The 12,755-nt window shown below is 34.3% G+C and carries 11 protein-coding genes; 9 read left to right on the forward strand and 2 right to left on the reverse strand.

The window, feature by feature from the left end; translation table 11 throughout:
• The first annotated feature begins 26 nt into the window (after positions 1–26).
• Genes mreC through rodA form a run of 4 tightly spaced genes read left to right on the forward strand, consistent with a single transcriptional unit; the run spans position 27 to position 4,540 of the window.
• Complete coding sequence (mreC, locus tag IWX83_RS09560; protein WP_073352761.1) at positions 27–851, forward strand: rod shape-determining protein MreC; 825 nt, start codon at positions 27–29, stop codon at positions 849–851.
• Positions 844–1,350, forward strand: coding sequence for a rod shape-determining protein MreD (gene mreD / locus IWX83_RS09565; protein WP_066083022.1), 507 nt, complete (start codon positions 844–846; stop codon positions 1,348–1,350). The genes mreC and mreD overlap by 8 nt, the downstream gene beginning before the upstream one ends.
• Positions 1,347–3,299 carry a penicillin-binding protein 2 gene (mrdA, locus tag IWX83_RS09570; protein ID WP_073352762.1) on the forward strand — a complete coding sequence of 651 codons (1,953 nt, stop codon included), beginning with the start codon at positions 1,347–1,349 and terminating at the stop codon, positions 3,297–3,299. The genes mreD and mrdA overlap by 4 nt, the downstream gene beginning before the upstream one ends.
• 5 nt (positions 3,300–3,304) lie before the next feature.
• The gene (gene rodA / locus IWX83_RS09575) at positions 3,305–4,540 is read left to right on the forward strand and encodes a rod shape-determining protein RodA (RefSeq protein WP_073352763.1); all 1,236 of its coding nucleotides are present in this window, start codon (positions 3,305–3,307) and stop codon (positions 4,538–4,540) included.
• 391 nt (positions 4,541–4,931) lie between these two features.
• Here the strand turns inward: rodA and IWX83_RS09580 are convergent, their stop codons facing one another.
• The gene (locus IWX83_RS09580) at positions 4,932–7,109 is read right to left on the reverse strand and encodes a carboxy terminal-processing peptidase (RefSeq protein ID WP_196829286.1); all 2,178 of its coding nucleotides are present in this window, start codon (positions 7,107–7,109) and stop codon (positions 4,932–4,934) included.
• Between the two features lie 207 nt (positions 7,110–7,316).
• Between IWX83_RS09580 and surE the strand changes: the two genes are divergently transcribed.
• The 5 genes from surE (at position 7,317) to IWX83_RS09605 (ending at position 12,252) form a co-directional block, all read left to right on the forward strand.
• A complete protein-coding gene (gene surE / locus IWX83_RS09585) occupies positions 7,317–8,096 on the forward strand; it encodes a 5'/3'-nucleotidase SurE (RefSeq protein ID WP_196829287.1) in 780 nt (259 codons plus the stop codon).
• Entirely contained in the window at positions 8,089–8,361 is a 273-nt protein-coding gene (locus tag IWX83_RS09590; protein ID WP_196829288.1) for a hypothetical protein, read from the forward strand. The genes surE and IWX83_RS09590 overlap by 8 nt, the downstream gene beginning before the upstream one ends.
• A gap of 81 nt (positions 8,362–8,442) precedes the next feature.
• Positions 8,443–9,555, forward strand: a complete 1,113-nt coding sequence (gene lpxB, locus IWX83_RS09595; RefSeq protein WP_196829290.1) for a lipid-A-disaccharide synthase — start codon at positions 8,443–8,445, stop codon at positions 9,553–9,555.
• Positions 9,556–9,601: 46 nt separating this feature from the next.
• Positions 9,602–10,120 carry a C40 family peptidase gene (locus IWX83_RS09600; protein ID WP_196829292.1) on the forward strand — a complete coding sequence of 173 codons (519 nt, stop codon included), beginning with the start codon at positions 9,602–9,604 and terminating at the stop codon, positions 10,118–10,120.
• Between the two features lie 95 nt (positions 10,121–10,215).
• Complete coding sequence (locus IWX83_RS09605; RefSeq protein WP_196829294.1) at positions 10,216–12,252, forward strand: ComEC/Rec2 family competence protein; 2,037 nt, start codon at positions 10,216–10,218, stop codon at positions 12,250–12,252.
• A 5-nt stretch (positions 12,253–12,257) separates the two neighbouring features.
• Here the strand turns inward: IWX83_RS09605 and IWX83_RS09610 are convergent, their stop codons facing one another.
• The gene (locus IWX83_RS09610; RefSeq protein ID WP_196829296.1) at positions 12,258–12,716 is read right to left on the reverse strand and encodes a thioredoxin family protein; all 459 of its coding nucleotides are present in this window, start codon (positions 12,714–12,716) and stop codon (positions 12,258–12,260) included.
• Positions 12,717–12,755 lie beyond the last annotated feature (39 nt).

Consider the following 12,755-nt stretch of genomic DNA (forward strand, 5'->3'; position numbering starts at 1 on the left):
TTATTTAAAATATTTAATTTTAAACAATGCAGCAAATATTTAATTTTATTTTTAAAAACAGTAACAGAATACTGTTTTTGCTGCTTTTAGGGATATCGTTATCTCTTACGATTCAGTCCCATTCCTTTCATAGAAGCAAAATTATAAGTTCTGCAAACTTTTTAAGTGGCGGTGTCTATGAAAAAGTAAATAATCTAAATGAGTATTTAAATTTAAAAACTCAAAATGACGCACTTGCACTTGAAAATGCCAAACTCAAAAGCCTCCTTTTTAATGCTGAAGATACAACTGCAGTACGAAAATTAGACAGTTTGAAAAGCGTCAAGCTAGAAGACATAATTGTTTCTAAAGTAATCCACAACTCTTATAATGTTTATGAAAATTACCTGACGTTAAATTCAGGCGAATTGCAAGGCGTAAAAACGGACATGGGCGTTGTAAATAGCTTGGGGATTATAGGTATTATAGAAAACACCTCTCCCAAATACGCTACTGTGATCAGCATTTTGAACAAACGAACTCAGATCAATGCCAAAATTAAAAAATCCAATCATTTTGGTTCATTGAACTGGAATGGAAAAAGTACGGGTTTTGTTCAGTTGACTGATCTTCCAAGATTGGCATTGATAAAGATTGGAGACACTATTGTTACTGGAGGGCAGTCGGTTATTTTTCCTGAAAACATTAACATTGGAACAATAGCGAAGATATATAGAGATACTCAAACTAACTTTTACACCTTGGATGTTAAACTTTTTAATGATATGACCAATCTGGGCCATGTTTATATAATAAAAAGTAAAGATCGCGACGAAATTACTAATTTAGAAAAAAGAGAAAAAGATGAATAGCACCTTGTTAGTCAACATTTTCCGATTTATACTGTTATTAGCCATTCAGATTATCATATTTAACAACATGAATTTTTTGGGCTATATCAGTCCATTTCCTTATATTTTATTCATCATATTGTACCCTGTAAATGGCAATAAATCTGGTTTAGTGGCGGCCAGTTTTTTACTTGGAATCATTATGGATCTTTTTAGTAATTCAGGTGGAACACATGCAACGGCGTGTTTAGTTTTAGCCTATTTCAGACCCTCAATTTTTAAGTTTGCCTTCGGATTGAGTTACGAATACCAAACTATAAAATTGAATGATGTTTTAACACCACAACGATTCTCTTTTATATTATTGTCCGTAGTTATTCATCACTTTACCTTGTTTTTACTAGAAGCATTTCAATTGTCGTATATCCTAGACACCTTAATAACCACATTATTAAGCACTGTATTCACCATTATTATATGTATTATCATCATATACCTTATTAAGCCAAATAAAAGATGAGAAAAGTCTTATTGCCTTCTTTAATTATTCTTGCTACTTCTCTACTTGTGATGCGAATTTTTTATTTGCAGGTGGTTGACGATACCTTAAAGTTAAAGTCGGAAAATAATGCTATTAAAAAAAAATACGAGTACCCTGAACGAGGTTACATCTACGACAGAAAAGGAAAGTTATTAGTAGCCAATCAGGCATCTTATGACATCATGGTAATCCCTCGAGAAGTAAAAAAAATAGATACTTTAGAATTTTGCCAATTATTAAACATCACCAAAGAAGCTTTTATAAAAAACATAAAAAAGGCAACAATATATAGTCCGCGTCTTCCGTCCGTTTTTTTATCTCAGTTAAACAAAAGTGAATTTGCTGCATTTCAAGAAAAAATACGAAAATACGAAGGATTTTATGTTCAAAAGCGTTCTCTTAGGGATTACGAAGTGGCTTTTGGAGCTAATGTTTTTGGATTTATCACTCAGGTGAATGAAAAATTAGTAGATAAAAACCCTTATTACAACAGTGGTGATTTGATAGGAAGGCAGGGTGTTGAGGAGAGTTATGAAGATCTCTTGCGAGGCATAAAAGGAGTGAAATACATCCAAAAAGATAAATACAACCGTGAAATCGGCTCCTACAAGAACGGGAAGTACGATACTATTGCTGTGCAAGGTGAAGACATTAATCTTACGATAGATGCGGAACTACAAAAATATGGGGAAGAATTAATGATAAATAAAAGAGGTGGAATTGTTGCCATTGAACCAAGTACTGGAGAGATATTAGCACTTGTAACCGCTCCTTCTTATGACCCAGGAATATTAGTAGGACGACAACGATCTAAAAACTACACTGAATTATACCGCGATTCTATCGCAAAACCTTTATACGACAGAGGATTGTTGGCGGAATACCCTCCTGGCTCACCTTTCAAAATTTTGACTGGTCTCGTAGCTCTTCAGGAAGGAGTAATTGACGAGAACACCACTGTCAGTTGTAATCATGGCTTTAGTTATGCTAGAGGTCGATTCATGCGCTGTCATTGCAGAGGTGGCGCCCTACAATTACACCGAGGTATTTATGAGTCCTGCAATTCCTATTTTGCTACGGCTTATATGAAAACCATAAATAAATATGCTAAACCGGCTCAAGCGGTTGATGTATGGAGCAATCACATTCGAAGCTTTGGGCTTGGACAATTCATGGGATACGATTTGCCAACAGGTAAAAGAGGTAAAATACCAGATTCTAAAACATACAAAAGAATTTATCCTAATGGTGGTTGGAGAAGTACCACAATTATTTCAAATTCAATAGGTCAAGGAGAGGTTGTGATGACGCCAATTCAACTGGCTAATATGATGGCAACAGTAGCTAATCAAGGATATTACTATACTCCTCATATCATAAAAAGAATCGAAGGGCATACAATTGATAAAAAATTTACAACAAAACATGTAACCACGATTGACAAAAAATATTTCAAACCAATCATAAGTGGCCTTTTTGATGTTTATAATATGGGTACCGCAAGCGCTCTTAAAGTAGAGGGAATTGACATTTGCGGTAAAACAGGAACTGCTGAAAACTTCGCAAAAATAGGAGGTCAAAGAGTTCAATTAAAGGATCATTCTATATTTGTGGCTTTTGCACCAAAGGACAATCCAAAAATCGCGATTGCCATTATGGTTGAAAATGGAGGCTTTGGATCTACAATCGCTGGACCAATCGCCAGCTTGATGATTGAAAAGTACTTACGTCAAAAAATTACAAGACTTGATTTAGAAAAAAGAATTCTTGCAACTAGTTTGCAAAGTCAATATGCTAAATTAGGTGGACTTTCAGAAGCAGTCAAATTACAATTAAGAATTAGTGATTCTCTTCTAAAAAAGAAAACAATGATTCCAACTGCTAAAGTAAAAATAGATTCTACAAAAGAGAAAAAACAAGCTATTTAATCCGAATGAAAAACCAAAGTGTAACAAATAATATTGACTGGATAAGCATAATCATTTATGCGCTATTGGTTATTTTAGGTTGGCTAAACATCTATTCGTCTTCCCTATCATCTATGGAAGATACTTATGAAAAACAATTGATTTTCATCGTACTAACCATTCCTTTAATTTTTGTTGTACTATCAGTTGACGGAAAATTCTATGAGAAATACGCCAGTATAATTTTCGGAATTTCTTTATTAACATTAGCAGGCTTATTTTTATTTGGTAAAACTATCGCAGGACAGCGTTGTTGGTATGCCATAGGGAGTTTCACAATACAGCCTTCTGAATTTGCAAAAGCAGCAACAGCATTAGCTTTGGCAAAATATTTAAGCGATACCCAAATCAATCTAAAAGATGTTGCTCGACAATGGCAGGCTCTCGCCATCATAATATTACCGGTTTTGCTGATTTTACCACAACCCGATCCAGGGAGTGCATTAATCTATAGTATATTTATCATTGTTTTATACCGTGAAGGACTTCCATCATGGTATGTTTGGACTGGCTTTGTAACAATTTTTTTGTTTGTATTAACGCTTGTTTTAGAGCCTCAATATGTCATTCTCATCGGATTAGCGGTTATAATTATTGTCCACTTTAAATCTCGATTAGCAGACAGAAATATCGTTTTGAGCAGTATTCTCTTCGTGCTAATTTCAGGATTCGTTTTCTCCGTGGACTATGTCTTCGATAATGTGTTTAAACAGCATCATAGGGACCGATTCAACATCCTTTTAGGCAAAACTGTGGACATGAAAGGTATTGGATACAATACTAATCAATCAGAAATTGCAATAGGCTCTGGCGGTTGGTTTGGAAAAGGATTCCTAGAAGGAACGCAAACTAAAGGAGGATTTGTACCAGAACAGCATACCGATTATATTTTTACAACAGTAGGCGAAGAATGGGGATTTGTTGGCTCTTTAGCTGTTATAGCTCTTTTCGCTGGTTTGCTACTTAGAATAATCTATTTGGCTGAAAGGCAAAAAACAAAATTCAGTAGGGTGTATGGTTATTGTGTTGCAGGGATTTTATTTATGCACTTTTTTGTAAATATTGCCATGGTTGTGGGCATTTTTCCAACCATTGGAGTTCCGCTGCCCTTCTTTTCATACGGAGGTTCCGGTTTATGGGGGTTTACCATATTACTATTTATATTCATAAAAATGGATGCGAATAAAGTGAACGAATGGTAGCTTGATAACTTCTAATCCTGCGCTTTTAATTATATAACACATAAAACAGGAGTCGTAAACCATCACCATTTAGACGTAGACAAAACGTATTAAAACCAGTTGATGTTCCCTAAATCACTGCTACTATTAATAAGCAATCCTTGAATTCCAAAAGTAAGTTAATAAAAGTTACTGTCTTAATATAGATCAAATTGAGCCCGCTATATTTCTAAAAAAACTCGATTTGAATATAATTACAATCTTTAAATTCAGGTCTAAAGAGACACTATTCAACTAATATCAGCATCCAAAAAAGCACGAACCCCACACTACTAAAATAAAAATGCCCTAGAAATTCAATCGAATTTCTAGGGCATTTGCAAATTGTATCGTTACTAAAAAAAGGGAAATACTACGACTTTGCTAATTTATCTTTTTTTAATTTTACAGGTAAACTGTTTTTAGATACTGATTTTGTTTGCAAATCATCTAAAACGTTAAGCGCTTCTTCTACATAAATATCTTTTGATAAGGCTTCATGCCATCTTTCTCTTTTCTCTTTTAACGTAACATCTTTATTCATAGCATCCGTTTCATATGGTAGCGATGTAAATGTCAGCGCATTTTTATAATCTACAATTGGTTTGTATTTTTTTGCTTTCTCTTCAATTTCAGATTGAGCAATTTTAAACTTATCAATGTTCAGACTGTAGACATTCTCTTCGCTTCTACTGTCAATCCATTTCGCATTTTCCTCAATCAATTGAAATTGTGAATTGGCACTAATTCTACTTTTACTATTCGCAATCGCCTTATTAAAGTTTGCATTTTTATCCCAAACAGAATATTCTGCTTGATCAATTTTATCCCAAGGCATTGCATTATCGACATCACGTTCACCCATCTTTAGATAAGCGTATCGATCCGGCATAACAACATCACTGCGTACACCTTCTAATTGAGTTGAACCACCATTTATTCTATAGAATTTTTGAGTGGTCGTTTTGATAGCACCTAAATCTCCAACAGAACTACTACGAACAAATTGGTTTAGATCAATCACATTTTGAACCGTCCCTTTTCCGTAGGTTTGTTTGCTTCCAATAATAATTCCTCTTTTATAATCTTGAATGGCTGCTGCCAAAATCTCAGATGCAGAAGCAGAGAAACTATTCACCATGATCACTAATGGGCCGTCCCATTCTATTTTTTTGTCTCTATCGTACAAAACCTCTTTTTTTCTACCAGCAGATTTGATCTGAACAATTGGTCCTTGCTCAATAAACAATCCTGCAATATCAACAACAGTGGACAAAGATCCACCACCATCATCACGTACATCCAATACGATTCCGTTTACACCTGCTTTTTTTAATCGATCGACTTCAATAGCGATATCTTTTCCGGCATCTCTTCCATCTGTGTTTTCAAAATCAATGTAAAATTTAGGTAAATAGATTACACCATATTTCAATCCGTTTTTATTTACGATACTTGACTTTGCATACGTTTCTTCAATTTCAACAATGTCTCTGACTATTGAAATAATTTTGATGGTTCCATCTACTTTTTTAACAGTAAGACGCACTTCTGAACCTTTTGGTCCTTTTATTTTCTTCACCACATCATCTAGACGCATCCCAACAACATCTACATTTTCGCCATTTCCTTGGGCCACTTTCATGATTAAATCACCCGCTTCCAATTGCTTTCCTCTCCAAGCTGGACCGCCAGAGATTAGCTCTGAAATCTCAGTTAAATCATTTTTCTTTTGAAGACGAGCCCCTATTCCTTCTAATTTTCCGCTTATACTTACATCAAAACGCTCTTTCTCCTCTGCCGCAAAGTAGTTAGTATGCGGGTCAAAACGTGCTGTAATTGAATTAATATAAACTGAAAACCAATCATTTCTATCCAAATCTTTTATAAAACCAAAATACTCATCAAGCGATTTAGCTGAACTTTCTCTGGTTTCTTTCTCTAAAACATCAAAGGATTTTACACTGTATTTTGAGTCGTTTTTCTTCTTGTCTTCCTCTAATTTTTGTTTATCAATCAGAGAGGAAAGTGTAGACAATTTGATTTGCTTTCTCCATTTATCATTGAGTTCTGTAGTGTTTTTAGGATAAGGCGCTTTCTCATAATCAATATTGAAACTTTCATCAATATTGTAGTCAAAAGGTTTACTTAAAACGTCTTTATAAATCGTCGTACTTTCCTTCATTCTTTTCATTAAACGATCATAGGTAAGATTGAAGAAACTCAAATCTTTGTTCAATAACTGATCGTCCAGCTGCAACTCGAATTTAGAAAATTCATCAATATCAGCTTGCAGAAAAAATCTTTTGGATGGATCTAAAGCTTCGATATAATCCTTGTAAATGCCTTTCGAAAAAGTATCATCAATCGCTGCTGGGCTAAAATGTCCTTTTTCAATAACAAAAGTTAATAATTCCAAAAGGAGTTTATCTTTTTCTGGATCATTTGCTTTTGGCGCATTCATTTTAAAAGCAAACAAAGTCACCGAAATAAATACGACAACTAGAATAATTTTATAATTTCTTTTCATAAAGTTAAGAATAGTATTCATGAATTTTTATTCTAATGTAAGGTAAAAACTATGCCAACAGTAGCAGAGCTCCCCTAATTTTTTGTTAAAGATATAAAATAGTTTTTTTTTATTAAGCTAAATGATTCAAGATAACAAATTTTTATCTTTTGTTTACTTAATCCCATTCTGTGTCATTACATTTGCCATCAATATCATAAAAATCAATCTTTTTTTGCCAAAATACTAATGAAAAAATCTAGACCTTTAATTTTAATAACGAATGACGATGGTGTATCTGCGCCAGGACTTAGAGCTTTAATATCGGTTATGGCTGAATTAGGAGAAATCGTTGTGGTTGCGCCAGACACACCACAAAGCGCCATGGGTCACGCCATTACAATCAACAGCACATTATATTTGAATAAATTATCTAAAGACAACGATCCTTTCTTAGAATATAGTTGCTCCGGAACCCCTGTAGATTGTGTAAAACTGGCTGTTAACGAAATTTTAAAACGAAAACCCGATTTATGTGTTTCGGGTGTAAATCATGGTTCAAATTCTTCCATAAACGTGATTTATTCTGGAACAATGAGCGCCGCCGTTGAAGCAGGAATAGAAGGAATTCCCGCTATTGGCTTCTCGTTATTGGATTACGATTGGAATGCGGATTTCGACACCATAAAATCTTTTATACGCAAAATATCAGTAGAAGTTCTTGAAAACGGACTTCCAGAAGGCGTAGTTTTGAATGTGAATTTTCCAAAATTAAAAGAAGAAGACATCAAAGGGATTCGGATTTGTCGTCAAGCGAAAGCAATCTGGGTAGAGAAATTTGACAAAAGAAAAACACCGCAAGGAAGAGACTATTACTGGCTTGCAGGCGAATTTGTAAACCAAGACAAAGGAGAAGATACAGATGAATGGGCTTTAGAAAACGGTTTTGTATCTGTAGTTCCAGTGCAATTTGATTTGACTGCGCATCACGCTATTCAGCAACTTAACGCCTGGAAATGGAATGAATAAAAAAGACGTATTGCTCGGATTTTTAATCGGGATTGCAACAACACTACTTGGCTCGTATCTCTTTATAACCTTTTTTACGGAGTTCACATTTGTCGCCGGAATTCAAATCATGAAATCTCAAGGTAATTTAGGGAAGCTAATCACATTGGGATCGATCTTGACGCTTGTAGCATTTGGAATTTTACTCAAAATAAATAAAGAAATAATGGCTCGCGGGGTAGTTTTGGCAGTCATTGCCTTGGCTATACTCACTTTATTTATTTAAGTTTATCTTTGCAACTGTATAAAATGATTCCAACAAAAATGATTTTATCCGTTTGATTTTAAAAATTCCAAATCGAAAAACATGAAATATTATATAATTGCGGGAGAAGCTTCAGGTGATTTGCACGGTTCAAATTTGATGAAAGAGCTGTACAAAAAAGATCCAACTGCTGACATTCGGTTTTGGGGCGGTGATTTAATGAAAAATGTTGGCGGAACTTTAGTGAAACACTATCGTGAATTAGCGTTCATGGGATTTATTGAAGTGATTTTTAATTTAAAAACGATTCTCAATAACATTAAAATCTGTAAAAAAGACATTTTTGAATTTCAACCTGACGTTCTTATATTCATTGATTATCCTGGTTTTAATTTGCGAATTGCCAAATGGGCGAAAGCATTGGGAATGAAAACTCATTACTATATTTCTCCCCAAATTTGGGCTTGGAAAGAAAGTAGAATTACAGATATTAAGCGCGATATTGATAAAATGTATGTGATTTTGCCTTTCGAAAAAAAGTTTTACGAGGACAAACATCATTTCCCAGTGCAATTTGTTGGTCATCCACTGATTGATGCTATTCACAACCAACCAGCAGTTGATTCCGTTCTTTTCAGAAAAGAAAACCAATTAAACGATAAACCAATTATTGCTATTTTACCCGGCAGCCGAAAGCAGGAAATCACTAAAATGCTAAGTGTAATGCTAAGCGTTGTTAAAGATTTTCCCGAATATCAATTTGTAATTGCGGGTGCGCCAAGTCAGGAATTTTCTTTTTATAAAGATTTTATCACGCAAGAAAACATAAAATTCATCTCAAACAAAACCTATGATTTATTGCGAAATGCAACTGCGGCGTTAGTCACATCCGGAACCGCAACACTGGAAACGGCATTATTTAAAGTTCCTGAAGTTGTTTGTTATAAAGGCAGTTGGACTTCCTACCAAATCGCGAAACGAATCATCACGTTGAAATACATCTCATTAGTGAATTTGATCATGGATGAAGAAGTGGTAACTGAGTTAATTCAAGATGAATGCACTACAAAACGCATTCGGAAAGAACTCGAAAAAATATTAAAAACGGACCATCGCAATACGCTTTTAGAAAAATATGCGTTATTAGAAGAGCAATTAGGCGGAATTGGAGCCAGTGAAAAAACAGCTGCATTGATTGTAAATGATTTATATTAAGCTCCAATTTTTTTTCTGATCTTAATATCAACTTAAAAAAACTCTTTTGAAACATATTGTATTCCTACTCTTCATTATCATTTTTTTTACGGCTTGTAAATCGACATCGCCAATAGTAACTTCGAAAAAGGGAGAGCCAATAGAGAAATTATCTCGATCTGAAAAGAGAAAAACAAACCAATTAGCAGAAAAATTAATTGACACAGCTGCCGATAACTTGGGTGTAAAATACAAATATGCAGGAACAACTAGAGCTGGTTATGATTGTTCCGGATTAGTTTATACCGTCTTTAATTCAGAAAATATTAGTCTACCGCGCAACTCGTTTCAACAATCGAAAATAGGAGTTGTTTTAAACTCTAAAAAAGATCAAGCTCAAAAAGGCGATTTGATATTCTTTAAAACCAATAAAAACAAAGCAATAAATCACGTTGGAATTGTAATTGAAGCCACCAGTGAAGAAATAAAATTCATTCATTCCTCGACCTCAAAAGGAGTAATCATTTCCTCGACCAAAGAACCGTATTACCAAAAAACCTTTGTTCAGATTAACAGAGTACTTTAACTAGTACTCTTTTGGGCGAAAATTTAGCTTTTAGAATAATAAAAATCTAAAAACAAATAAATCCGTTTCTTACTAAAAATGTGTACTTTAGAGTTATGAAAGTACTACAATTCCCACTGGCAAGAATTACGATCGGGTTTATATTAGGTTTACTTTTTGCTTTTTACCTGCAACCTTCCACATCGGCAGTTTTTATTGCGCTTGTCACATCGTCCAGTATTTTTGGTGTGCTTTATTTTTTGTCAAAAAACAGAAACCAGTTAACGCTCTATTTTGGAATTGGGACTTATTTTTTGTCTTTTATCATCGGAATTTCAACCCAAATAGCACATACTGATTATTTCCAAAGTAGCAATTATATTCACAACACGGCAGTTTTTGAAAAACCGCAATTCATTTCTTTAACGATTCGAGAAAAAATGAAAAGTTCTGCTTTTAGCGATCGGCACCTTGCTATTATCAATCATATTGGTCAGAAAGAACAAACCGGCAGAATCATATTGAACATCCAAAACGACAGTTTGCATCACGTTCTTGAAGTTGGGAATTCTTTGTTGATCAAAGGGACCTTAACAAAAAACAAACCTCCCAATAATCCGAACCAATTTGACTACAGCAAATACCTTGAAATCAAACAAATCTATGCGCAACTATATGCTGATGTTGACGAAATAAAAATTGGAACAGAAGTAGAGAAAAATATCTGGTATTATTCTTCTAAATTGAGAACACGGATTATTCGAAATTTAGAAAAAAATAACTTCAACAAAACAGAACTAAACGTTGCCATTGCCTTAATAATGGGACAACAACAAGATATTTCACCAGACATTATTCGGGATTATCAATTTGCAGGAGCGGTTCATATTTTATCCGTTTCCGGATTACACATTGGCTTTATATTGCTTTTTGTAACCTATATTCTAAAACCAATTCCCAATAGCAAGCGGGGTTCATTTATTAAGTTAATCATTATTCTCCTATCGTTATCCATGTTCGGGATAATTGCCGGATTAGCCCCTTCGGTAGTGCGCTCTGTAACGATGTTTTCCTTTGTCGCCATTGGAAATCATCTTCGCAGAAGTGTCAATATTTACCACACCTTATTAGTTTCAGTACTGTTAATTCTACTAGTCGAACCTTCGTTCTTATTTGATGTTGGTTTTCAATTAAGCTACATCGCATTGTTTTTCATCATTTGGCTACAACCGTTTTTATCCTCTATTTGGAAACCAAAATACAAGGTTTCAAAATATATTTGGGATATTCTCACAGTATCCTTTGCCGCCCAAATTGGTACTTTACCACTCAGCATTTATTATTTTCATCAGTTTCCCGGTTTGTTTTTTGTGACCAATCTGATTATTATTCCACTACTGAGCATCATCATGATTTTAGGAGTTTTAGTAATGCTTTTGGCAGCGTGCAACATGATTCCCGTATTCTTATCCCAACTGTTGGAATGGAGTATTTGTTATTTAAACAAAATCATCAATGCAATTGCTTCTTTGGAACAGTTCATTATTAAGGATATTCCACTTCATTTTTATCTGTTGCTAAGTGGTTATTTATTATTGTTTACGGTAATCCTTTGGTTCAAAAAACCGAGTTTTAATAAACTGGCTTTGGTTTTGATTTCCATTCTCATTTTACAATTTTCCTATTTTAAAATACAGTGGAAAATTCAAACAGAACAAGAATTAGTGGTTTTCAACAGCAAAAAAAGCACCTTAATTACAGAAAGAAAAGGCGAAAACATTTTGGTTTATGCCAACGACAGCATTTTGAAAACGGCACAAAAAAACAGTCTTTTAAAATCCTATCGTATTGGAAACTTTAGCACTTTGAAACAGAAAAAACGACTTCAAAATTTCATTTTCTTTAATGGAAAAAAGATTTTTGTGTTAGATAGCTCCGGAATTTATCCCAAAAACATCAAGCCCGATATTATCGTATTGACAGAATCCGTAAAAATAAACGCAGACCGCATGCTTCAAGAAATGAAACCCAAATTAGTGGTAGCTGATGCATCCAACTTTAAAAACATACAAAAACTATGGAAAGCCAGTTGTGAAAAACAGAAAATCCCTTTTCACGCAACTGGTGAAAAGGGATTTTATAAATTGAATTAAGAATTTTATTTCTTCAGAAAACCATTTGCTACAGCCAACCAAGCTGTAGGTCCACCGGCAACATAGCCTGTACTTCCAATGCCTTCAAAATTGACTTTACCCTCTTTTGTGGTAGCATTTGCCAATATAATGGTCGGAAATCCTTGAATTCCAAAAGCCATTTGCAACTCAGTATTCTGTTTTTTAATATCTTCTGTCTGTGGCACTTTCCTTGGATAATCCAGTTCGATTAAAACCACATTTTCCTTGGCCCAAGCCGCAAATTCAGGAGTTTTCAAAACCTCTTTTTGCAAACGAATACACCAGCCGCACCAATCACTTCCCGTAAAAAATAGCAGTAGTGGTTTCTTGGTTTCAGTAGAAATCGCCATTGCCTTAGTGACATTGGTTTCCCAAACTAATTCTTGTGCTTCAGCGGCAAATGAGCCAGCAAACAATAACAAAGCAACTATAATTTTCTTCATATTTATAACTTTAATCATTCGAATTCAAAAATGATGCCT

Origin of the sequence: Flavobacterium sp. CG_9.1 (assembly GCF_015751645.1) — a bacterium.
GTDB lineage: Bacteria > Bacteroidota > Bacteroidia > Flavobacteriales > Flavobacteriaceae > Flavobacterium > Flavobacterium xanthum.